Source organism: Stenotrophomonas sp. Sm6012 (assembly GCF_030985895.1).
GTDB lineage: Bacteria > Pseudomonadota > Gammaproteobacteria > Xanthomonadales > Xanthomonadaceae > Stenotrophomonas > Stenotrophomonas forensis.
Genome location: NZ_JAPTFX010000001.1, coordinates 98,102 through 120,872, shown reverse-complemented (window position 1 = coordinate 120,872; position 22,771 = coordinate 98,102). Strand labels below are relative to the sequence as shown.

The 22,771-nt window shown below is 67.5% G+C and carries 21 protein-coding genes and 1 tRNA gene; 5 read left to right on the top strand and 17 right to left on the bottom strand.

Translation table 11 applies throughout. The features are described from left to right. Window positions 1–163 precede the first annotated feature (163 nt). The 3 genes from O0J73_RS00565 to O0J73_RS00555 all read left to right on the top strand — a co-directional run bounded on the left by O0J73_RS00565 (window position 164) and on the right by O0J73_RS00555 (window position 4,295). Window positions 164–1,999 (top strand): autotransporter domain-containing protein, encoded by a 1,836-nt coding sequence (locus O0J73_RS00565; protein ID WP_197563561.1) that lies wholly within the window; start codon window positions 164–166, stop codon window positions 1,997–1,999. Between the two features lie 130 nt (window positions 2,000–2,129). Continuing rightward, a tRNA-Gly gene (locus O0J73_RS00560) sits at window positions 2,130–2,203 on the top strand. Window positions 2,204–2,441: 238 nt separating this feature from the next. Next, window positions 2,442–4,295, top strand: a complete 1,854-nt coding sequence (locus O0J73_RS00555) for an integrase arm-type DNA-binding domain-containing protein (protein WP_023109284.1) — start codon at window positions 2,442–2,444, stop codon at window positions 4,293–4,295. Between the two features lie 47 nt (window positions 4,296–4,342). Here the strand turns inward: O0J73_RS00555 and O0J73_RS00550 are convergent, their stop codons facing one another. Next, on the bottom strand, window positions 4,343–4,969 hold the full coding sequence (locus O0J73_RS00550) for a substrate-binding domain-containing protein (protein ID WP_023109285.1): 627 nt from the start codon (window positions 4,967–4,969) through the stop codon (window positions 4,343–4,345). Window positions 4,970–5,074: 105 nt separating this feature from the next. Between O0J73_RS00550 and O0J73_RS00545 the strand changes: the two genes are divergently transcribed. After that, a complete protein-coding gene (locus O0J73_RS00545; protein ID WP_003282197.1) occupies window positions 5,075–5,374 on the top strand; it encodes a helix-turn-helix transcriptional regulator in 300 nt (99 codons plus the stop codon). Between the two features lie 26 nt (window positions 5,375–5,400). Here O0J73_RS00545 and mobH read toward each other — a convergent pair whose 3' ends face one another. The 3 genes from mobH to O0J73_RS00530 form a co-directional block, all read right to left on the bottom strand. Next, on the bottom strand, window positions 5,401–7,251 hold the full coding sequence (mobH, locus tag O0J73_RS00540) for a MobH family relaxase (protein ID WP_033959620.1): 1,851 nt from the start codon (window positions 7,249–7,251) through the stop codon (window positions 5,401–5,403). A 202-nt stretch (window positions 7,252–7,453) separates the two neighbouring features. Beyond that, the gene (locus O0J73_RS00535; RefSeq protein WP_016446144.1) at window positions 7,454–8,374 is read right to left on the bottom strand and encodes a nucleotidyl transferase AbiEii/AbiGii toxin family protein; all 921 of its coding nucleotides are present in this window, start codon (window positions 8,372–8,374) and stop codon (window positions 7,454–7,456) included. Beyond that, window positions 8,367–9,125, bottom strand: a complete 759-nt coding sequence (locus tag O0J73_RS00530; RefSeq protein WP_308307743.1) for a type IV toxin-antitoxin system AbiEi family antitoxin domain-containing protein — start codon at window positions 9,123–9,125, stop codon at window positions 8,367–8,369. The genes O0J73_RS00535 and O0J73_RS00530 overlap by 8 nt, the downstream gene beginning before the upstream one ends. Before the next feature lie 210 nt (window positions 9,126–9,335). On the opposite strand from O0J73_RS00530, the gene O0J73_RS00525 reads away from it, so the two are divergent. After that, window positions 9,336–9,710 carry a DUF3742 family protein gene (locus O0J73_RS00525; protein WP_031754974.1) on the top strand — a complete coding sequence of 125 codons (375 nt, stop codon included), beginning with the start codon at window positions 9,336–9,338 and terminating at the stop codon, window positions 9,708–9,710. Window positions 9,711–9,726: 16 nt separating this feature from the next. On the opposite strand, the gene O0J73_RS00520 is transcribed toward O0J73_RS00525, so the two are convergent. The 13 genes from O0J73_RS00520 to O0J73_RS00460 form a co-directional block, all read right to left on the bottom strand. After that, entirely contained in the window at window positions 9,727–11,250 is a 1,524-nt protein-coding gene (locus tag O0J73_RS00520; RefSeq protein WP_011805401.1) for a conjugal transfer protein TraG N-terminal domain-containing protein, read from the bottom strand. 15 nt (window positions 11,251–11,265) lie between these two features. Further along, window positions 11,266–11,619, bottom strand: coding sequence for a hypothetical protein (locus O0J73_RS00515; protein ID WP_308307740.1), 354 nt, complete (start codon window positions 11,617–11,619; stop codon window positions 11,266–11,268). Continuing rightward, window positions 11,616–13,022: an integrating conjugative element protein gene (locus O0J73_RS00510; protein ID WP_013721901.1), complete on the bottom strand. Its 1,407-nt coding sequence runs from the start codon at window positions 13,020–13,022 to the stop codon at window positions 11,616–11,618. Before O0J73_RS00510 ends, O0J73_RS00515 begins: the two co-directional genes overlap by 4 nt. Window positions 13,023–13,032: 10 nt before the next feature. Beyond that, entirely contained in the window at window positions 13,033–13,977 is a 945-nt protein-coding gene (locus O0J73_RS00505; RefSeq protein ID WP_033959618.1) for a TIGR03756 family integrating conjugative element protein, read from the bottom strand. After that, the gene (locus tag O0J73_RS00500) at window positions 13,974–14,423 is read right to left on the bottom strand and encodes a TIGR03757 family integrating conjugative element protein (RefSeq protein ID WP_023121126.1); all 450 of its coding nucleotides are present in this window, start codon (window positions 14,421–14,423) and stop codon (window positions 13,974–13,976) included. The genes O0J73_RS00505 and O0J73_RS00500 overlap by 4 nt, the downstream gene beginning before the upstream one ends. Before the next feature lie 167 nt (window positions 14,424–14,590). Next, complete coding sequence (gene radC, locus O0J73_RS00495; protein WP_003292123.1) at window positions 14,591–15,085, bottom strand: DNA repair protein RadC; 495 nt, start codon at window positions 15,083–15,085, stop codon at window positions 14,591–14,593. Window positions 15,086–15,280: 195 nt separating this feature from the next. Further along, window positions 15,281–16,024 (bottom strand): thioredoxin domain-containing protein, encoded by a 744-nt coding sequence (locus tag O0J73_RS00490; protein WP_023121127.1) that lies wholly within the window; start codon window positions 16,022–16,024, stop codon window positions 15,281–15,283. A 13-nt stretch (window positions 16,025–16,037) separates the two neighbouring features. Continuing rightward, window positions 16,038–18,926 (bottom strand): conjugative transfer ATPase, encoded by a 2,889-nt coding sequence (locus O0J73_RS00485; protein ID WP_033959614.1) that lies wholly within the window; start codon window positions 18,924–18,926, stop codon window positions 16,038–16,040. Continuing rightward, window positions 18,926–19,360 (bottom strand): TIGR03751 family conjugal transfer lipoprotein, encoded by a 435-nt coding sequence (locus tag O0J73_RS00480; protein WP_033959611.1) that lies wholly within the window; start codon window positions 19,358–19,360, stop codon window positions 18,926–18,928. The genes O0J73_RS00485 and O0J73_RS00480 overlap by 1 nt, the downstream gene beginning before the upstream one ends. After that, window positions 19,341–20,768 (bottom strand): TIGR03752 family integrating conjugative element protein, encoded by a 1,428-nt coding sequence (locus O0J73_RS00475; protein WP_033959609.1) that lies wholly within the window; start codon window positions 20,766–20,768, stop codon window positions 19,341–19,343. Before O0J73_RS00475 ends, O0J73_RS00480 begins: the two co-directional genes overlap by 20 nt. After that, window positions 20,758–21,672, bottom strand: coding sequence for a TIGR03749 family integrating conjugative element protein (locus O0J73_RS00470; protein ID WP_308307738.1), 915 nt, complete (start codon window positions 21,670–21,672; stop codon window positions 20,758–20,760). Before O0J73_RS00470 ends, O0J73_RS00475 begins: the two co-directional genes overlap by 11 nt. After that, window positions 21,669–22,361 (bottom strand): PFL_4703 family integrating conjugative element protein, encoded by a 693-nt coding sequence (locus O0J73_RS00465; protein WP_023085008.1) that lies wholly within the window; start codon window positions 22,359–22,361, stop codon window positions 21,669–21,671. The genes O0J73_RS00470 and O0J73_RS00465 overlap by 4 nt, the downstream gene beginning before the upstream one ends. Then, complete coding sequence (locus tag O0J73_RS00460) at window positions 22,358–22,768, bottom strand: TIGR03750 family conjugal transfer protein (RefSeq protein WP_019484538.1); 411 nt, start codon at window positions 22,766–22,768, stop codon at window positions 22,358–22,360. Before O0J73_RS00460 ends, O0J73_RS00465 begins: the two co-directional genes overlap by 4 nt. Window positions 22,769–22,771 lie beyond the last annotated feature (3 nt).

The following is a 22,771-nucleotide window of genomic DNA, read 5'->3' as shown; positions in this document are numbered from 1 at the left end:
ATCTGCGCCAGATGCCACGTCCTGCACAGCACGCTGGCGCAGGGCCGGGCGACAATCCATGCGGCGGCGCAGCGTGAGCAAAAGGCGGCGCGGTGAAACCATTCACCGTGCGCCGGCGTACGTCCGCCGGGTCCTCAACGATTTCCCCACAGGAGTTCTTTACATGCTGCTCAGCAAACGCCCGATCCGCTCCCTGATGGCGGCCGCGATCGCGCTGGCCGCGGTTCCGGCCATGGCAGGCGAATCCCCGTATACCCACGCGGTGTTCTTCGGCGACAGCCTGACCGACGCCGGCTACTTCCGCCCGCTGCTGCCGCCGGGCGTGCAGCCCGTCACCGGCCAGTTCACCACCAACCCGGGCTGGGTGTGGTCGCAGCAGGTGGCCAACTACTACGGTGTCAACGGCGCGCCCAATGGCAACGGCCAGAACGGTGACAACTACGCCGTGGGCGGCGCCCGCGTGTCGGTGGAAGGGAGCGGCGGCCTGGGTCCGATTCCCTCGCTGAAGTCGCAGGCTGCTCGTTACCTCGCCGCAAATGGCGGCAAGGCTGACGCAAATGCCCTGTATACCGTGTGGGGCGGCGCCAATGACCTGTTCGCGGCGGCGGCAGCGCCGGCACAGGCGCAGGCCATCATCGGCGCAGCGGTCACCGACCAGATCGCCCTGGTCGGCGCGCTCAAGCAGGCCGGCGCGCAGTACGTGCTGGTGCCGAACCTGCCCAACGTCGGCCTGACCCCGTCGTTCCGTGGCCCGAATGCCGGCGCCGCCACCGCGCTGTCGGCCGGTTACAACAAGGCCCTGTACGGCGGCCTGAAGCAGGCCGGCATCGAGTTCATTCCGCTCGACACCTTCACCGTGCTGGGCGAAGTGGCCGCCAACCCGGCCATGTACGGCTTCACCAACGTCACCAGCACCGCCTGCAAGATCGATCCGACCAATCCGACGCAGAGCATCCTGACCTGCAACCCGACCAGCTATGTCAGCCCGGATGCGGCCAATACCTATCTGTTCGCCGATGGCGTGCATCCGACCACGGCCGGCCACCAGCTGCTGGGCCAGTACGCGGTCTCGGTGCTGGAAGCCCCGCGTCTGCAGCAGGTACTGAGCCACTCGGCACAGACCATCGGCCGTTCGCGCGCCGACCAGGTCAGCATGCACCTTGGTGGGCGTCCGGCCGACGGCCTGTCCTGGTGGGGCGGCGTACGCGGCGATCTGCAGCGCTACGACCACGCCGACCTGTACGACGGCCTGGCGCCGGCCGGCCTGTTCGGTGTCGACTGGGCGCGTGACGGCATGGTGTTCGGCGGCTTCGCCGGCTTCGGCCGCCTCAATGCCGACTTCGGCAACAGCCGCGGTGACTTCACCCAGAAGGACACCACCGCCGGTCTGTTCGCCGGCTGGTACCACGACCGCATCTGGGTCAACGGCCAGGTCAGCTACACCTGGCTGTCCTATGACGTGAACCGCAAGGTCCAGCTCGGCCCGGCCACCCGCGAGCACGGCGGTTCGCCGGACGGCAGCAACCTGACCGCAGCGCTGAACGCCGGTTACGAGTTCGGCACCGAGGGCGGCTTCCGCCACGGCCCGATCGCCTCGGTGATCTGGCAGAAGGTGAAGATCGACGGTTACACCGAAAGCGCCGAGGCCGGCACCCTGGCCACCGCGCTGGGCTATGACCGCCAGAACGTCGATTCGACCGTTGGCCGCATCGGCTGGCAGGCCCGCTTCGACGGCGGTGCGGTCAAGCCGTACGCGCAGCTGACCTACGACCACGAGTTCGAAGACAACAAGCAGGCCAGCGCCTGGCTGCAGACCCTGCCGGAACTGGGCAGCTACCGCGTGCCGGGCCTGAACTTCGACAAGAACTACGCCACCGTGGTGCTGGGTGCCCGTACCGAACTGTTCGGCCTGCAGAGCAACTTCGGCGTGAGTGCTTCGGCCGGGCAGAAGCGTGCCCAGGACGCGACGCTGTTCGCCAACTTCAGCGGCAGCTTCTGACCCACGCGTCATCCCGGGCACCGCACGGTGCCCGGGATGCCTGACAACAGCGCCGGACCGTGTCCGGCGCATGCGGCGCGGCCGACCATTGCGCAACACCGGCCCCAGCGCATAGACTTTCCACCGCAACGCGGGCGTAGCTCAATGGTAGAGCTGTAGCTTCCCAAGCTACTGACGTGGGTTCGATTCCCATCACCCGCTCCACCGCATCATTCTGCGGACTTCCGCAGAAGTCCAAGAGAGTCTGCAAGTCGTTGCCACACAAGGACTTTTCCTCTCTTTGACGTTCTGCCGTAGTCCACTGCGATCCGCCTACAGCCGGGACTTTTAAGTCCACAAACAAGTCCATTTTTGCGGGCGCGGCTGATTCCGGATTGTTGATGGAGGGGCGAGGTCGACGTGACCAGCATCTGGTTCCTGACTCATGTTCAGGAGCAAGAGCATGGCACTCTCAGACCTGGCCGTTCGACAGGCCAAGGCAACTGGCAAGGCATACACCCTCCCTGACTTGGATGGCCTCTCCCTGGCCGTCACGGCTGCAGGGGGCAGGACTTGGCACTTCCGTTACTACTGGGCGGGCAAGCAGAAGCGGATGTCGCTCGGCACCTACCCGGAGGTGACGCTTCGCGAGGCCCGCAGCCTACGCGACGAAGCGCGCGCCCTGCTGGCCAAAGGCACCAATCCTCGCGTTCACCGCAAGCAGAAGCGCACTGCTGTCCGGCTCGCCGACGAAAACACCTTCGAGGCGGTGTATCGCAAGTGGCTCAAGCATCGCGGGCTCAGCCTCAAGGAAGGCCGGCAGACGACCCTCTCGATCCTTCCGCGCATCTTCGACAAGGATGTGCTGCCCGCCTTGGGCAAGCGGTCGATCTATGAGATCAAGCGTCCCGACCTCTTGGAGGTGATCGCCAAGATCGAGAAGCGCAGGGCGCTCTCCGTCGCCGAGAAAGTCAGGACGTGGTTCAACCAACTGTTCCGCTACGCGCTGGTGATCGTGCCGGGCCTGGAGCAGAACCCCGCCTCCGATCTCGATGTGGTGGCGCTGCCGCTGCCACCCGTCAACCACAACCCGTTCCTGCGCATGGCCGAGCTGCCGAAGCTGTTGCAGCGGCTGCGCAGCTATCGCGGCAGGCGGCAGACCCAGCTCGGGCTGCGGCTATTGCTGCTGACCGGCGTGCGAACCGGCGAGCTGCGACAGGCGATGCCGGATCAATTCGATCTGGACCGTGGGTTGTGGATCATCCCGGCCGACGTCGTGAAGCAACTCCAGTTGGATATGCGCAAGAAGCGGCAGCAGCCGAAGGACATCCCGCCCTACATCGTGCCGCTGTCGATTCAGGCCATGGAGATCGTCCGGCACCTGCTGGATGAGTTCAAGCCGGCCCAGCGCTACCTGTTCCGGCACGACAGCGACTTGAAGAAGCGCATCAGCGAGAACACGCTCAATGGTGCGCTCAAACGCATGGGCTATCAGGAACGCCTGACCGGACACGGTATCCGCGGCACGATGTCCACTGCGCTCAACGAGATCGGCTACCCGAAGGTCTGGGTGGATGCACAGCTCTCGCATGTCGATCCCAACAAGGTCAGCGCGACCTACAACCATGCCGAGTACGTGGAGCAGCGTCGCCGCATGATGCAGGACTGGGCCGATCGGCTCGACCTCTTCGAGCAGAACCAGGTCGAGGCGGCCAGCATGCCGCTCACCGTGCATCTGGAAGGCGTGCCCGCATTCCCGAGTGAGCAAACCGAAAGCGCCCCCTCTACGCCGATTGCCGCTTCGCCAATCCTGCTCGTGACGAAGCCGGGTGACGCCATGCCGTTGGTTTCTGCCGCCGCACATCGGCTGCCGGCGGTTCCGCCCCCTCGATCGGCCGCGCCGCTGGTGCCTTCGGACATTCAGCGCGAGAGGATGGAGCTGTTCGATGTCTTCGAAGCGCCGCACAACCTTTCCGTCGCTGCGTTTGCCAAGATGGCGGGCAAATCCCGCAGGTGGATCAGTTACGAGATCAAGGCGGGCAACTTGCTGGCGTTGAACGTAGGCAACCGCGGCCAGCGCGTGCCGGACTGGCACCTCGACCCACTCAAGCACGAGCTGATCCAGTCCGTCCTGAAGCTGACCAGGGGTGCGGACCCTTGGCAGATCTACCATGCACTGCTGCAACCGCGCTCGATGCTGCGGGGGCGTTCGGCACTGGAGGGCGTGACGGCCAGCAATCTCGACAAGCTCGTCATGGCAGTGAGCACAGCCGTGAAGGAAAGCGAATGGACCCCGCTGCGAGTCGGGGTCGCCTAGCAGCAGGAATGCGGGATCGTGGCGAAACCGCGATCCCCGCGCGTCTGTCAGGACACCAAGCGCGCGCGGCGGGCGAATCTTGCCTGGGTGTCCGACAAGGTAGCGTTGCGACGGAGCAGGTAAGCCATCACGATCGTTGGTGCGCCGGCCAGCGGCCGCACGGCGATGCCTCGGCGTAGGTAGCTCGCCAGTCTCGCGGCAGGTGCAATGGAAATCCCGTACCCGGCGGCAACCAGCGTCATCGCCACATCGAATGTCTCCACCGTTTGCTCTCGCTCCTGCAGCGCGTTCTCGAACACGCGCTGTACGGTCATGCGCCATGGTTCATCGGCCGTGGACTGCGCGCAGATCAAGGGCTGCTTGAGCACTTCCTGGCACGGCACTTCACGGTAGGCCAGCAGGTGAGAGCGCTTGGCCACGGCGACCGCCAGCGTGCCATGCCACAGCGGCTCGCATACCCAGCCAGGCCACTGCCGGGCAACCGCAGACAAAGCGAAGTCGAAGCCGTCGCCCGGCAGCTCCGCGCCTCGACCGGGATCTGTCCACCCGGCCAGGACGGCATGGGTCTCCGGCTCTTCGGCACGCTGCAGGGCGAGCACGTCGGCGAGCTGGGGAGGCACCCATTCGCCGAGGACGGCCATGCGAATTTCGGCGGTGATGTCACTCGATTCCACGTCCAGCTCCCCCAGGCGGTGAACTCGTGGCAACTGATCTCGAAGCCGTTGGATGAGTTAAGTTTAACGTGGTTTAAATCGTGACCGTGTTCGACGCTCTTGGCAATGCCAAAGCGTTCGATCCAAAGGGGCCGCCCCACCGGCACCACTACCTACGAAGCGGAACCAGCCATCGCGTTTGGGGCTGCCGTGCGGGAAGAAAGAACCAACCAGGGCATCGCTCAGGAAACGCTGGCCCACATGGCCGGCATCGAACGGTCGCACATGGGCAAGATCGAGCGCGGCGAGCATGTCCCCACGCTCCCTCTCATCCTCAAGATTGCCCGTGCGCTGAAATGCAGTTCCGCCCACTTGATGACTCTGACCGAAGCCAAGCTGGCGGAGTCGGCCCCATCCGCAGATTGAAGCCGGCCCGCACAGCGGTCGCATGCCTACGCCTGATCGTCGTCCTTGCCCCCAAGGGCTGAATCTTCGCGCTTTGCGGCCTCGTTGAGGAGCCGCAGGTATGGGTTGTCTGGCGGCGTCTCCTGGAACAGCGTATCCGGGCTGACGAGCAGGTAGCCGTGCAGCCGGCGCGACTTGCGCGGCCCCGTGACTTCGCAGGTCCAGATGTTCAGCCCGCTCGGCTGCTTGCGGTGCTGTCCCAACTTCTCGAAGCGCTTCTGCACCCACTGCCACCCCTCCAGCTTCTCCTGCTTGGCCAGCGCGGCGACTTGAAGGTACTCCTGCGCGTAGCGCTGGAACACGCCGGGGCTGACGAGGTAGGTCGTACCGGCGACGGTATGCACCAGGGCCTTGGCGTCGTTGATGATGAGCTTGCGCGTCTGGATGCTCTGACGCAGCCAGGCCATGAAGTGCGCCCCGGAGGGCTCCGCGCGATCCTGGGAAGACGCGAGGCTCATCTGCGGCGGGAGCATGGTCGAAGGGGCCGGCTCGGGCTCGGCAACAGGGGAACTCGGGATCTCCGGTGTCGCGGGTGGAGCGGTGTCGCCCAGCAGGTCGAGTAGCGCGGCCACGCCGGTATCCGTGGCTGTGGATGCGATCGGCGCCGTGCTCGCGGATGCAGCTTCGATGCCTTCGGCGCGCGGCCCATCGGCCACCGTTGTCGCCTGCGGCGTCGGCTCCGCCTGTTCCTCTTCGACCTGCACACGGCCTGCGAACGGCGCCGGCCGGTCGGCGGCATCCCAGATCATCGCCGGCGAGAGTTTCAGGAAGGTGAAGGCGTGCGACCAGCCGGCGTCGCTGGTGACGGTAGCCTTCCAGATCGCCTTGCCATCCGGCGTCGGTTGCACGATGCCGTGATCCTGCAGCACGTTGAACACCGCCGTGTTGCTCGCCGGGATGCCGTCGATGCCCTGCGACAGCAGATGGGCGCGCAGCTTGTCGGAGACGGTCTTGCTCACCAGCCACAAGGCGTCTTGTGTCAGCCAGCCGTCCGCCGGGCCGGCCTGGTTCAACTTGAACGCTCCCTTGAGCAGGTAGCGCAAGCCGTCGAGCAATTTGCGTTGCAGCGCATGCTTGGGCGCCGCCAGCGCCTTGCTGGGATCGCCGCCGAGTTCCTGGGCGACCGATGCCTGGTCGGCCTGCACGACCAGCTCGCCGAGCGTGCCGGCATGCTCGTACTGGCCGGCCAGCACGTACAGCAGCGCGGCCCAGAGGTCGGGATAGCCGCTGAGCCAGTCGAAGATGTCCCGATCGAGAAGGCGCGCGTAGAGCAGCCCGGTGGCGGCGCTGTGCAGGCGGTACTCGCGCTCCTTTCGGTAACGGAAGCGGTAGGGCTTTCGCAGCGGGCCGTGCCAGGGATGCCAGACGCTGCCGTCGGCATGTTCGACGTGCAGATCGACCGCAATCTTGCCGATGTCGTGCAGCAGGGCCGCGTAGGCCGTGCCTGCGGTCCAGGCTTCGGCCTGGGCCGCCTGTGCCTCCGGCGTGACGCCCGCAGGCAGCAGGTATGACTGCCGCAGCTTCAGCGCATAGGCGACGATCTCCAGGCCGTGGTCCAGCATGCCGCCCGGATAGGCGTGGTGGTGGTTCTCGGAGGCCGGGAACTGCTGGACCAGCTCGGCGTAGCGCTCCAGTGGGGCGAGGTAGAGCGTGGCGAACTGCCGGCGCGAGAGCGAGGTGCGCTGCCAGATGTGTTCCAGCAGTTTCTGCCGGCGCGGCGTGGCCAGCAGCGATGCGGCCGACTCCGGCCGCGTCAACCCTTTCGGAGTTTCGATGGCGGAGGTGGGCGGTGTGCCGGCGGTGGGTGGCACCCGTTTGCGCTGGAACAGCGAGAGCATGGCGAACCCCGGATGACGGGCTGCTCGGGGCGCCTTTTGGCCTTTTCAGGATAGGGCCTTTCCCCTTGGCGCCCTTCCTTTGCCCCTTCCCAGCCCTTTGGCCTTTGTCGGAAGCCTTTGGGTATAGGGCCGCTGCTTCGCGGCTGCCACGATGAATGCGGCATGGGGCAACCCCGGCAAGTGGGGCGCTGCGGGACGTTCGTCAGCTCTGGCCCAAGCCGGTGTCGAGGGCGGCGGATTGCGCTGCGAAGTCGTCGGGACGGCGCTTGCGGAAGGTTTCGAGATTGGCGAGCTTCCAGCGCAGTGCCGGCAGTTGCGCGGCGTGCCGGCACTGCACCAGCGACCAGTCCGGTTCTGCGCGCGCCAGCCCGCTCAGAAACTGCCTGTGCGCGGTGCTCAGTCGCTGTGGCAGCTCGCGCCGCATCCTGGCGCGAGCGTCGAGCAGTGTCTCCAGGGAGCAGTCCACTTCGGTCATGCCGACAAAGGCCCTCTCGTACTCGCCGGCGATGTCCTTGTCGTTGCCGAACAGCACTTCGTGGGGCGGCCGGTTGTGGCCCGCCAGATAGATCACGAAGCACTCGACCATGCCGTCGCTGATGTCGCCCGATTCGTAGAGCTGCCACACGTCGAATAGGTCGCGGGGGTGCTGCCGATCCAGCGCAGCCACCAGCTTGCTGGCGTACAGCTCGTCCGGTGCCAGAACCGGCAGCTCGAACTCGACGCCGAACAGATCGCTGGTCTTGGCACTCAGCGGCCGCCGCTCCACGGGCAGCACGCTGCCTCGGAACACGACGTTGACCTCGATCTTCACCTGGTTGGCGTCGTTCTCGACGATCAGCTTGGTGTCCCCCAGATCCTTGGCGCGAACCAGGCGTGTCTGCACGCCCAGTGGTGCAACGCGCGTGGCGATGGCGGCCAGCTCCTGGTTGATGGCTTGCAGCGCTTCGTCGCGCGGCGTCTGCCACGGGAGGTACACCACGTCGATGTCCACCGACAGGCGCGGCATGTCCCGCACGAAGAGGTTGATGGCCGTGCCGCCCTTCATGGCGAAGATGTCGTTGGCGAACACGTCGGGCGCGACGGCCAGCAGCAGGCGAACGGTGTCCGCGTAGGTCTTATCCATGAGGTCTCAGGCTCAGCAAGGTGCCGTCATCGAGCCGGCTCATCCAGCGCGTGTTGCTGCCGGTGCGAACCGGGTACTGCTCCAGCAGGGCATCGACATCCACGAGGCTGGTCTCGCGCGCCCAGGTGAGGAACAGGCGCACGGCCTTCACGCTGGTGCAGCAGGACAGCAGTTGCCCGAGCAAGTCCTTGCGGGGGGAACGCAGTCCATCAAAGATGTTGCGAGCCTCTTCGAGGCTCTGCTTGACGCCGGCTTCGTACAGCAGCTCCAGAACGGCACGCTCGGAGGCAGCCACCCGCAGATCCTCGGGCAGGCCAGGCGGCGTGGTCAGGGTCTTGCTGGCCAGCGCCGTGTCCGGCCAGTCGAACAGGCGGGCGTGGACGTAGCGGGCCGGAAAGCGCGAGGTGAACCAGGCTGGCAACGCGAAACGACCGTCGCCCCACAGCACCAGCGTCTCCCGGCTGCCCAGGTTGTGCCGCACGCCCTGCAGGGCCAGGGCGCTCTTGCCGCCGACGTGCAGGCCGGGCACGCGCTGTTGCAGGAACTTCAGCGCACCGTAGACCCCGAACTCATCGTTCGGGAAGGCATAGACGCCATGGGCCAGGCGCACGAGCCACCCGCCGTCGGCATAGTGGGCGGCGAGCTGGGGCGACACCCCGAACTGGCTCAGGGTGGCAAGGTCGAACGGCGCCCCGCGGGGGAGTCCCGCCTGCAGCCGCTTGATTACCTGGTGCCTAGAATTTCCATCCATGCTGTAAAAATAGCACGGAATCAAATCAGCCTCTAGAGCTATCGCAAGAACGTGCAGGGAAAGTAGCATAACGTTTGATTTATAGTGCAGAATCTAATCGACCTGCGACCGCTCTGCCAGCCGCAACCCGGCCTCCTGATCGCGGTCTATGCTGGAGGGCAAGCCCCAACCGGCCGCTCTTGAGGTGAGGCACCACTGAAACCGAGGCACATGAGCATGACCACCAACACGCACAACGGGCGCTGGAGCCACCGGCTGGGCCGGGGGGCTGGCCGTGCCTGGCGTGGATACCTGCGCCGCGAGCAGCGTGTCGCCGGTTGGCTGGTGACGCGCGGGGTGCCCGCGAGCGCGGCGACGGCGGTGCTCTGGATCGTGAAGCTGGCCGTGCTTGGTGTGCTGCTCTACTCCGCGTTCTGGCTGGCGCTGCTGCTGGCCTTTGCAGGGATCGCTGCCTGGATGGTACGCAACGTCGATGCCGACGAAAGCAGTGATGATGACGAGCCTCAATGGCGAAACGGCCTGGACGGATACGGTCTCTACCGGGGCGAGGTACGCATTGACGGCGGCAGCGCGGACGACGAGTAGCTCGCCACTCTCGGCGCTACTTCGCCTTCGCTGCTTTGATTGCAAGGTCAGCGCCTTTGCCTCCCGCAGATTTGGCGCCATCGGTGGCTGCTGAGAGCATCTGCGAAATGTTGCCTACGCGGACACCAACCCACGCGAGCGCAGCTACCCAGAAACCCGGTAGCACGATGAACATCATCGCCATGACGAAGTTAAGGAGCATGTCGCCAAAGGCGTTGTTCAAACCGATCAACGGATCGAAGTTCGTGTGCGGCCTGTCCGCGCCAAACCCCCAGCCGTAGAGCGCGTCCAGGATCGTGCTGTCGATCCAGCGCGCGAGCTGGAACCAGAAGTCCACGAAGAACAGCGCGAACTGGACGCAGCTCACCGTCACCACCGTCTTCAGGTCGTAGGTGCCGATCAGCAGCACCAGCGGGATGCAGATGACGAGCGCCATCTTGAGCATCGTCAGCACCATCGGCAGCGCCTGGCGCACCACGTCCATCGCGGGAAAGAAGGCCAGCGAGCCGACGGTCAACCCCAGGTCGCTTGCGCCGCGCGTGACAACGTTCGGCAGCGTCTTGTCGATCTGGCCACCGTAGTCGGTGTAGACGGCGCCCTGGTTCATCTTCTGCTGTCGCGGTGAGACCACGGCGCGGATCACCGAGTCATTGACCTCGCTCTGCGACAGGAAGCCCGCCCAGCGCCCGATGCGGGTCAGTAGGTCCGGGTCGACCTGTGCCAGCAGCCGGCTGCGCAGTCCCTGGCCGCCATCGGCCCACCACTGCCGGCAGGACGGATAGCCGCCGCCGCTGTCCACCTGTGCCAACCCTGCATCGCGGGTCGCGTCGTAGGGCCAGGCCGTGCGTGGGGTCTTGGCGCGATAGGTGTCATAGAAGCCGGGCGTGTCGAGGAAGTAACTCGACCCGATCCAGGTGACGTCGTTCATTTGCTCGTCGGAGAGCGTCGGCCGGTTCATGAACAGCTTGGCGCGCGACGGCCCGTAGCAGTCGTGCGTGAAGTCGGCGACCTCCTGTGCCAGCACCGGATCGTCGATGCGCGTGGCATCCACATCCATGCGAATCTGACGCAGGTCCGTGCCGCAGGGAATCGCCGCCACCGCGGAGCCCGTCACGGCTTTCGACAGCGCGTGCATGAAGAACCACCACACCGGCACCAGCGCGCTCTGGTCGTTGAGCGCCGTGTAGACGTTGGACCAGCCCGTGTCGTTGGGCAGCGGGACACTGACCTGGCATTGCGCGGAGCGCGTGGTGTCGAACCTGATCGTGGCGAGATCCACCGGGATGAACGGGATGCCGGCGAACATGATGACCACGATCGCCACCCACACCCGGTTCTCGATGCGCATCGACGACAGCACGCCCTTGTTGCCCTCGTCCGCACCTTCGCTGCGGGCCTTGAGCCATTCCTGGATCACGATGGCCACGAACGGCAGCGCGAACACGCCGCTGGCCACGAGGATGCTCCAGATGCCGTTGTTGACCACCCAAGCCACCAGGGTCAGGTAATACTCCAAGTAGTCCGTGGTGTAGAGCGTCATGCCTGCCTCCCGGTCTCAGCCGTGCCGCAGCAGCTGGCTGGCTTCCAGCGCGACCACGGCGATGACGGCCGCGATCTCCGTGCGCAGCAGGCGCTGATGCGTCTCGCGGGACGGCTCCCGCCGCAACAGGCGCCGACGCATCCACCACCAGCCGTAAGCCGTCGCTCCGTAGAGGCACAGACGCCACACGAAGAAGTGGCCGGCGTGCGCCTGCAGCCAGTGCTGCCAGCCCTCGACGCCGCCGACCACGTGGATGCCGGCGATGTTCACCGCCACCGCGGCGGCGACCACCAGCAAGGTCCACAGCAGCGCCACGCCGACGCGGCGGTTGAACAGCCATGACAGCCGCAGCCAGGCGAGCCGGCTCATGGCGTACCGCTCCGCGGCTTCTGGACTTCCCGCAGACGGTCGCGCGTGGTGTCGCCCTCGAAGACGCCGCGCGAGCCGGCAGCGCGGGTACTGTGGCGCTGGATGATCGCCATCGCCGAGTTGCCGGCCAGCGTGCGGCGCAGCTCCAGCTCGGTCTTGAGGTTGTTGATCTCCTGCTCCAGCGCGCTGTTCTCCTGGTCCACCGCCTGCACGGCGAGCTCGTTGGCGGCGACGTTCGGCTCCTTCTTGCCGGTCAGCAACGTGCGTTGCAGCAGCAGGGCCTTCTCCAGCACGCTGGACAGCGCAGCCTCGGACGCGAGGCGCCGGCCCAGCACGTCCTGGTCGGGCTCGTCACGCAGGGCCTCGATCACGCCGCGGGTGATCGGCAGCGAGCTGCTGCCGGCCGCGTCGAGATTGGCCAGTGTCGTCGGCCGGGCGCCCGTCACCAGTTCCTGCAACACCTGCAGCTTGGTCTCGTACTCTTCCTGGATCACTGGCGTGAGCCCGACGCCAGGCGTGGTCTGGGTCTTCGTGCAGTTTTCGCAGGTGCGTTGCTCGCGTTCGCCCAGCACGCGGTTCGCAAAGGCCGCGGCCGCGCCAGGCGACGACCAGGTCTGGCAGGTCAGGCGGTTGCCGCAGGCGCTGCGCGCGATCGACGAGGTATCGGTGGCGCTGCGCCCGTTGAGCAGGTTGTAGCCCGCTCGCGTCACGTCGCCGACCACCTTGATCGAACTCTGGCCGGAGCCGCCCGCGTTGCCGCCGCCGACCCAGGGCACGCCGTTGTTCCCCTTGTTGGACTCGGCCTGCTCGATGGCGGAGACGGCATCGGTGCTGCTGACCGCATCCCGCAGCGCCATCCCTTCGGCGAGTTGGTCCCAGCCGGCCTGGCCGCCGGCCATGTCCGCCATGCGATTGGCGATGGCCCGGCAGGTCATCTTCGAGCGGTCGAAATCCAGGCGCGCCTGGAGGATGCCGTTGGTGAGCAGGTTGTACAGGCCCGGGTCGGCGCGCTGGATGATGAGCGCCGGGAGTGACGCCACCGCGGCAGTGGCGTTCTGGATCACGTTGCTCATGATCGTCTGGAAGCCGTTGGTGATGCCGTTGAGCTGGTTCTGCAGCGTCGTGGTGATGCTCATGTCGCCGCAGATCAGGTTGCTGTTCCAGCCGACGCCGACGCCGATGCTCTGCATGTTGCCGGCACCACCCATCGACACGGCCCGGCCGCCGCCGATGCTGTAGAGCACGTCGTCGCCGATCACGCTGCCGCTGACGTTCACGCCATTGGGGTCGATGCGGGTCTGCGCCCAGGCGACGCCGACGACCAGCGTGATGGCCGCCACGAGCAGCGTGGCCCGCAGGGGCGACTTCGCGCGGTGCAGGAAGTCAGGGAGGGAGGCGTTCATCGTGGGTTCCTCACATGAAATCGACGCTGCCGAGGAAGACCTGGCCACGGCGCCGGCAGCAGGAGTACGGCCGCCACAAGGCCCAGGCGTAGTCGCCCTGCTGGGCCTGCACGCGGGTGCGGCTGTGCGGGAAGACCACGCAACTGTTCGAGAGCGTGGGCGTCAGCTCCTGCCACTTGCCCGTCGAGGCGTCGGTCTCCATCAGCGCGCCGGCCGGCCAGTAGCCGTCGCGGGCGTTGGCCAGCAGGGGCTGATACACGTGAATCTGGTTGCGGCGCGTCACGATGTCGCCCGCGCGCTGCGCGACCACGGCGCCGCTCTTGTGGTCGTCGGTCTGGTGCAGGAAGCCACCGCGGGGATACACGTTGCCCCAGAGGTTCAGGCCGGTGCGCGTACCGATTTCGCGCCGGCCGGGGATGAGCGCTTCGGGGTAGAACGCTTCCGGGATGTTGTAGCGCCAGGCGATCGTGTCGAGCGTGCTCAGCAGATACGGCATGAAGGCCGTGCCAGCGCCTTCGCAGGTGTAGCCGGAGGCGCTGGCGAACTGGCTGAACACCAGCCCGGCCGGATGGCCGATGACATCGGCGTTCTTGAACTTGGCGAGGTTGTTCTCGTTGTCGTGATTGGTCGTGCCGTCACCGCCAGCCTTGGCGGTCGGGTTGGGCATGCTCATCGCCCTGACTTCCTGCCACGGGTTTTCTCCGGTGTTCGAGTAGCTCGACACCACCGCATCGGGGACGTAGTGGCGCACCTTGACGGAGGTGCGAACCGAGCAGCCGAAGGGCGTGCAGTACAGCCAGTAGCAGATTCCGACCACGCGGTATTCGAGGCAGTCGGGGGACAGCGCCGACGAGACGATGGTGGCGGTGTCCAGGGCGAACGTCGACGTGGCCGCGCTCAGCAGCAGCGAGGCGGCGGTGGCGCGCAGGCGCCGGCGTGCCAGCAGGAGGCTCATGGCTGCGTGCTCCGGTAGGCGTTGATGCGCGCGACGGCGCGGGCCACGTCGGGCTCGCCGTAGACCACGTAGCGTCGATCGACCACCACGGCGGGAATCTTGGCGATGCCCAGTCCCCAGGCATCCGCGACACCTTGATAGGCGTGGCCGATGCGGCGCTGCAGCGCCTCGCCGCCGTCATGCAACCGCTGCCGCACCACGGCTGCGGCCTGTTGCGGGTCGGCCGGCAGGCGCGCGGCGAGTTCGACCTCGATGCGCGTGGCCTGGTCCAGCTCGATGATCCGCACGCCGGCCGGGGCCAGCACCGGATGACGGCTGTCGGTGACGACGAGCACATCGGCGGCCGCTGCGATGGGACCGAGCAGCGCGGCGCACAGTCCAGCGGCCAGCCGGGCGGCCAGGGGGCGCCGCGAGGCGGCAGGAAGGTTGAGGGAATGAGCCGGCATGTCGCGCCTCCGCGGAGTCGATGCAGACTCGTAGTCGAGCGCAACGCAGATCAGGGGACGACAAAGAAACCGAAACCGGTCAGTCCCGATTCTCTGCGGGCCGGCGAAAGGAAACGGGAGCAAAGGGCTCCCGTGGTGATGACATGAATGCGCGTCGGCTGGTGCTGCTACAACAAGCCGGCTTCGGCGAACGAGTACGGGCTGCCCTTGCCGACGATGAAGTGGTCCAGCACCCGGACATCGACGGTGGCCAGGGCGCTCTTCAGCCGCTCGGTGATCGCACGATCAGCGGCCGAGGGCTCGGTGTTCCCCGAGGGGTGCTGATGCGCCAGGATCAGCGCCGAAGCGTTGAGCGCCAGCGCACGCTGGACCACCACCCTCGGATACACCGAAGTCTGGTCGACCGTGCCCTTGAACAGCGGCTCGAAGGCGAGCACCTGGTGCTGGTTGTCGAGAAACACGACGGCGAAGATTTCGTTCGGCTCCGCGACCAGTTTCAGGCGCAGGTAGTCGCGCACGGCGGCGGGACTGCCCAGCGCCGGACCGGCCTTGAACACGCGGTTCTCCAGCAGGGTGATGGCCTGCCGGATGATCCAGTCTTCGTGCTGGGCGGCGATCAGGGTGAGCGACTCCGGGCGGGAGTCGGCGATGACGAGAGACATGGCGAACCTCCAATGGATGAGATCGGAGGGCGCCTGCCCCTGGAGGGCAAACCCTCCTGGGGACGATGGGGATGGAACAGGTGACGAGCGGGCATCCACCACCGCGGATGCGGTGGCTGTTCGCGTCAAGGGATGCGATGCGAACGGGTTTCGATCAACGCGGACGAGCCGCGCCGCAGCCTTGAAGATCGATGGCTACCTGGGCATGTCACCGGCAACGCCGGCGGGCATGTCTGGGGAATGGGCAGGTTCGGCTGCGGTCGTGTTGCCGGCGGCGAGCAGGTCGATGGCCGACAGCAAGGCATCGCCTTCGACGGGACCGTGCAGCAGGAGGGTCTTGCCGGACTCGCGGTCGCGCAGTTGCAGGGCCGGCGTGGCCGCGATGCCCTGCTGTGCGGCTTCCACCGCCTGGGCACGGATGACCGCATCGGGGCGCTCGCTGTCGAGACAAGCCTGCATGGCTGGCGTGAGGTCGGGATAGCGCAGGCCCTCCGGCAGGCCCTGGCCGTCGCCGCGGGTGTACGCGTAGAGCCACGCCACGGCCTGCCAGAACGTGGCATGTCCGCCCGTCTCTCCCGCGCACTCGGCCAGGCGTGCCTCGGCAGTCGCGGCCGGCTCGTGCATGGACAGCGGCAGGTGGTGCCACTGCCAGTTCACCTCGGGATGGGCGTCGATCCAGCGCTTGAGCGCGGGGAAGTAGGCCCGGCAGTACGGACACTCCAGGTCGGCGTACCCGACCACCGTGAAGCGCGCATCGGCACGGCCATACAGCCAGGGCGGGCCGGCCGGTTTCGGCGCTTCGGACCCGGCGGCGGCCAGGGGCATCGACTCGGTTGCCGGATGCGGCGCGCGCAGCAGCATCCACGAGGCCATCGCAATCGTCGCCACGATCAGTAGACCGATCCAGGGATGACGGCGGGCGAATGAAGGCAGGCGCATCGTGTCGCTCCCGTCAGGCCAGCGTGTCCAGCGCCAGGGGTTCGATGCCCCTCGCACGGTCGATCTTCTCGGCCACGCGGAAGGCGGCATCCAGCTCGCTGATGCCGTGCTGCTGCATCAACTGGAAGCGTTCGGCCTTCTCCTCGGGCTCGGTCATCGCCATCGCCAGGTAGAGGCTGGGCGGCACGGCGCGGAACAGCACTTCCATCGACTTGGACAGAATGACGCCCTCGCTGAACTTGCCGGCCTCCTTGCGGGCCGAGAGCATCAGCGCCTTCTGCGAAGCGTTGAGTTCGCGGAAGCGCGCGATCTTCTCGACTTCATCGGGTGGCATCGACAGGCAGATCCACCACTCGATCATGTTGAGCATGGGCTCGGCCGCTTTCGGCAAGTCGTCCAGGTTCTGCGTGGCGAGCCAGAACCAGGCGCCGAGCTTGCGCCACATCTTGGTGATCTTGACCACGTAGGGCGCGAGCAGCGGGTTCTTCGTGATGATGTGGCCTTCGTCCGTCACGTTGATGATCGGGCGGCCCAGGAACTGGTCGCGCTCGGCGATGTTGTTGACGGTGTTGATGAGCGAGATGTAGGCAATCGAGAGTTGGGCGTTGTAGCCCTCGCGCGCGAAGGTGGCGAGATCCACGATGGTGATGTCCGCCTCGGGCCACGGCGTGCCGGACCGGTCGAACATCTCGCCGTCCACGCCCTGGCAGAACATATCCATGGCGTCGGCCATCTCCAGCAGCCGTGCGCGCCGCATCTCCGGCAGCGTGGCGTCGCGGGCGCGCTCGCGCAGCGCGTCGCGCACATCGCGCGTGAGCACCGTGCGTCTATCCGCCACGCAATGCTGGGCCGCATCAAGAATGCACTGGCGGATCAGGCTGCGGTCGGCGCGCGTCATGCGCGCTTCTTCCTTGTCCTCGCCGCCGGTGATCATCAGTCGTGCAGTGATCTCCAGCTCGCCGAGCACATCGCGCTGCTCATCGCCTTCCACGGCCATGCCGGCATCGGTCTGGTCTTCGTCGAGCGCATCGGCGTCCAGCGTCTGTACCTGGCTCGGCGTATCGACCAGGCGCCAGGCGTCGGCGAACGGCGCCAGACTGACGCCCGCGCCCGGCGCGAGCTTCACCCGATGCACGGTGAGGCCCAGCCGTGCCGCGAAGTCGCCGAACAGCCCGAAGCTGTTGCCCGCCTCGACGATGAACAGACGCGGCCGGTAGATCGCCGTCACCTGATTCAGGATGTTGTTGAGCGTCGCGCTCTTGCCCGAACCCGTGGGGCCGAACAGGAACAGATGCGCGTTCATCTGCCGGTCGAGGCGGTTCAACGGATCGAAGGTGATCGGACCGCCGCCGCGGTTGAAGAACGTGATGCCCGGATGCCCCGTGCCCTGGCTGCGGCCCCAGACCGGCGCCAGGTTCGCCGCATGTTGCGCGAACATGAGCTGGGTGTACCACTGGCGCTTGTCGGCAGCCGGATCGAACACGCACGGCAGCCAGCGCAGATAGCTGTTCAGCGGCGCCACCTCGTCCTCTTCGCGTACCGGTTGCAGACCGGCGTTGAGCATCACGTTGACGAGCTGCAGGCCGCGCGCATCGAGCTGGACCTGGTCGCGGCCGCGCAGATAGAACGCCAGCGCGCCGCGGTAGAGCTTGTGCGCGCTGCCGATCAGGCCGCGCGCCTGCTGCACGTCCTGGCGGGTCTGCTCCGAGGCCAGGGTTTCGCCGACGGCCTTCCTGGCGAGGTGGTTGAGGTGCGCCTCCAGCACGTCCTGGGGCGTGGCGACCAGCGTCAGGCACATCACCGTATCCTCGGGCATCTGGTCGAACAGCGCGTTCATGGCATCGCCGCCTTTGCGCGTCTCGCCCGTCAGATGGCCCGTCACGGGTGGCGTGCGCAGGCGATCCATCACGATCACCCGATGCGGCATGCCGTCGAAGAACCACAGGCCGTTGGGCACGTCCGAACGGGGCGGGCCGAAGAACAGGCGCTGCGCGAAGTCGGTGCCGCTGGCGAGTTCGATCTCACCTTCCTCCCGTTCTTCCGGGTAGCGGGTCAGCGCGTAGAAGCGTTCCCGATCTTCGGCAGTGGCGCCGAGCAGGGTCGGATTCGGGTTGAACCAGCGCAGCAGCCAGGCGTGGATGTCCGCCGCGCCGAGACGTCGGGCTCTCACACCGGCATTGGCCAGCCCGCCGACGAGGCGGTCGCAGATCGTGGTCAGCGCCTGCTCGGGCGCCTGGCCGCGCCGTGGGGTCGGCGCCGCGGACGTGCGGCGGTAGACCACCATGCGCACGCGCCGGACTTGGCCGCGCCACGGCAGGCGCGTCACCGTGGTGTCCTCGAACAGGCCACCCGGCTTGGCGATGGCCCGCAGGTGATGGGCGAAGAAGCGCAGGTAGAAGTCGCTGAACGCGCTGCCCTGCGCACGCGGCTGCAGATAGTTCGCCAGGGAGCGCAGGTAGTTGTCCCAGTCGGCCTCGTCCTGGGCGTAGAGCTGCACCACCCAGGGGTTGTCGTCCAACTCGTCGAAGGAGTCCTGCAGGGCGTTCTCCAGCGCATCGCGCGCCTGCCATAGCCAGGCCATCTCGCGGCCCTCGGTGCCGACCGGCGCCAGCTCGAAGAAGGCCGCCACCGACTGGCCGTCTTCCAGCAACATGCACTTGGTGTCGGGCAGGTACTCGACCCAGGGCAGCAAGTCAGCGAACGACGGCGCGACGCCATAGAGCGCATCGTGGTCGGCCTGAGTGGCCGGCCTGCGCCGGCCCCGGCGGAGCGCGCTGCCCGGCTCGGCGACACCCTGTGCCGCCAGGGCCGTCACGTGCCGTGCCCAGGCATCATCGGCCGCATCCACGGCGGCAGCAGGCGATGCGCCGGGCTTGCGTGACCACGGCAGCGACCAGGCCATCAGTAGTCCTCCACGCGCTCGCCCGGCATCGCGTACTGCACGCGCTGGTAGAGCGGGAACACCGTGCTGTAGCCGGGCACCGGCACCGGGTCGGTGCCCGCCAGGTGCGGGAACACGTACATCACCAGGTCGGGGTTCGGCAGACGGTGGAACTGCCGGTAAATCTCGTTCTGCGCGGTACGGGTGTAGCGCGCCTGCACGCCGGGCGCCGCCTGCACATCGGCCTCGGCCAGCGGCCGGCGCAGGCCCTGGCGCGCATCGAGCAGTTGCCGCGCGGCCTGGCCGCCGCCCGCGCCGCCGCCGGTCTCCTGATGCCAGATGTCGAGCATGGTGCTGTCGCCGTGCGGCAGCAGCTTCTCCTTGCTGGTGGCGCAGCCTCCGAGCAGGCTGGCCGCCAGCAGCACGGCGGCCGCGTCAATCCAGATCCGAGGCATGAGTTTCTCCAGTGCGGTGGTGGACCCGACGCCCCTTGGCGTCGTAGTCGATGTCGAGCGGCTGCTCCAGATGCACGGCCACCCTGGCGCCGGGCTGCACGTAGACCGCCGCGAAGGCCTGGCCGTAGAGCTTGTTGACCCAATCGGCCATGTCGCGCACGCCGCCCGCGAGGATGCGGCCCATCGCTTCGTTGCCGCTGATGCCGACGGTGCCCAGCGAGCCGTTGCTGTTGGCGACCACGGCAACGCTGCCGTTGTCGGACTTGATGAGCGAGGCCGCGCCGGCGCCAGCCGCGGTGATGAGCGCCTGGCTGCCCAGGTACTGCTGGGCGTTGCTGCGCCGCTCGCCGCTGACGCAGGGAATGCCGTAGGGGTCGCTGATCCAGCCCAGGCCGCCTTGGATGCTGGCGCCGTTGTGACCCGAGTTGCCGCCGCTGCTACCGCCCTTGCTGCTGTCCTCCGGCACCGTGCGGATGGTGCCGTCCTGGAACACGAACGTGACCGAGCGGATTTGCCCGCGCACGCACGAGAGCGTCCAGTCGCCCGAGGCCGTGCCGCTGACCACGGCGCCGGCCACATCGGGAATGTCGATGCCGTTGGCGGTGAGGTTGTCCGGGCCGATCAGCACCTTGAACGGGTACGGGTCGTTGACGGTTCCATCGATCGGCACGCGCCCGATCAGCGCCGTCATGGCAATCGAGCCCATGAGTGTCGAGTTCGACGGCACAGTGTAGACCGCCTTCGTGGATGCGCCCACCGCGCGGCTGCCGACGTCGGCGACGGATTCCACTGCGGCCGACAGGCTTTTCTGGGCTGGCCCGAAGCTCAGGGGAAAGCTCGGCTCCTTGCTGCCGTTCTTGGCGTCGACCTTGGCATCGTCGGGCTCGACCCACTGCGTGCCACCGACGCCGCGGTCGAAGCGCTGGCCGTCACCCTCTTCCAGCCCCAGCCCGACGGGCAGGTCGGACGCGCCACCCTTGCCGGAAAGGCCGTCCAGTTGCCGCTGCAGATCCTGCAGCAGCCCCTGGGTCTGCTGCCTGTCGCTGGCCACCTGATTGCGCTCCTGCTCCAGGCGGTTGCGTTCGCCTTCCAGCGCGCTCTGGATGCGCTGGTCGATCGCGCTTTCCCGCGCACGCAGGCGCTCGTTCTCGGCCTTGTGCTGCTTGTTGTCGCCGAGCGCGCTCTGTAGCTCGGTGCGCAACTGCTTCACCTGGGCCACCAGCGTGGCGACGGTATCGCGCGGCGTGTCGCCGGCGATGCCCAGGGCTTTCATCTCCTCGGGCGTGAGCGTCGCGCCCTTGGGGGCGGGCTGGCCGCTGGGGGCGCCAGAGAACAGTTTGATGCCGACGAACACCAGCAGCAGCGCCATCGGGATCAGCAGCCACTTGAGCAGCGGATTACTTTTCATCGCGCGCTCCTCCGGTCGAGCCGGCCGCGGCGGCCGGCGGCAGGTTCACGGTGGCGTCGATCGGGCTCAGCGCCGGCAGCAGCGACTCGGCCAGGCCGTGGCCGCGCGTGACCAGGTAGAGCACCGTGGTGTCGGACGGGTTGCCGGCCGGCCCCAGGTTCGGATGCTGGAAGGTCGCCGCCACAAAGTTCCCCTGCAGGGCGCGCGGGTCGAGGTCGAGCCAGCGCGCCGAGGTATTGGTGAGACGCACGGCCGTCACCCACTGGTCTTCCAGGCGCCACGCGCCCAGCGCCCGCGCATGCACCGGCAACGTCGGCAGCAAGGTGTCCAGCGCGAGGTCGCGGCGCAGGTTTACGCGCCCGATGCCGGCGACCGGCTCGACGGTGCGCAGCGGCGCGTACAGGTTCTGTGCGGCATGGCGCGTCAGCACGACCGGTACCGGCGTTTCGCGCCGGGGAACGGGTTTGTCTGCGGGCACATCGGCCTGTTCGTCCGCGCCGCTTGCTGCACCGCCGCCGTAGCGCTTCGCGGGGGCTTCCGCTTCCACGATGCGCACCGGCTCCAGCGCCGCCTGGCCGTCCTTCGCCGGCTCGGCGGCGATGTCGAGCAGGATCAGCGCGCCGGATTCCACGTCCTGCAGTTGCAGCCGCGTGGGCGGAATCGGCTCGCTCGCCCGCAGGTAGATCGCGCCGCCGGCACTCTGCACGCGCAGGTGGTCGCCGACGCTGGCCGGCACGCCGACGCGCACATTGCGGTCGATGAAGACCACGCGCTCCTGGCCGACCACCAGCGGCACCGGCAGGGGCAGCCGCTCCCAGCGCAGGATTTCCACGGCCTGGCTGGCCGGCACGACACCGAGGATCAGCAGGACGCCGGCCAGGGCCGACAAGGCAATGGGCTTCATGGGGAGTCTCCCTGCAGATGGCCGGAGGCGTTGGCGGGCGCGCCGGCCTGGGTCGGCGTCGGCGGCGGTTCGATGCGCTGGGGTGCGCCGGCGTAGCAGTCCAGCGCCAAGCCGAAGGGGTTGCGCTCGGGGTCGATGTCCAGCCGGACGACCTTGATGGGGTAGCGCACCAGGGCGCGCTTGACCTGCTCGGAGCCGTAGTATTCGTCCGCGCTCACGTCGAGCGTGACGATCCAATCGCGGTCGGAGACCACCTTGACGCGCGTGGCCGGATCATCGCCGTAGCCGCGGCCGGGAATCTCGTAGATGCCACGCACGCGCTGACGCAGCTCGCCACTGGCGCGCCGGTACTCGTAGTCCTGTTGCAGGAAGGCCCGGCAGCTCGGCGTCAGGTAGGCCGACAGCGCGCGCAGGTTGCGCGGATAGTCTTCTTCGCCGTTCGTGGGCCAGCGCTGTACCTGCTGCCAGATGTAGAACGAGAAGGCATACACGCTCTCGGGCGGCACGTCCCACCACTTGCGCGTGCTGCCCGAGCGCAGGTCCGGCGGCACATGGATGGTGAGACTCTTCGGCGCACTCCACCAGCCGAAGCCGAGCAGCAGCGCCACTACGAACAGCGCGCCGGCCCCCAGACGCAGCGTCTTCACGTGCGCCTGCAGGTGCGCAACCTCGTTCTTGAAACGGCTCATGGCGCACCTCGATCGGCGTTGCGCCGGGTAGTCCAGTAGCCCGAGCGGGTGATGAGGCGCTGCCCGCCCAGGAGTGCCGCCAGCGCCGGGTGCCGCAATGCCAGCCGCCACTGGAGCTGCCGGTACAGCCAGGTGTCGGGCCGGCCGCGCTTCTGCGCGCGCAGGAAGCCGCCGCCGACGAAGACGCCCAGCGCGATACCGGCGACGATCAGCGTCGGCACCATGGCGATGCTGTGCGTGAGCCAGGCCAGCGGCAGGCCGAGCGCGAATCCGGCTGCGGCCGACAGGCCGGTGCAGATCCACAACTCATCGGCGGTCAGCCCGCGCACGACCACCGGCTGGCGGTTCAGCCGGTGCGGCAGGAACGTCACCAGCGTGTCGCGCGGGGTCTCCGGAGGGACGGCCATCGC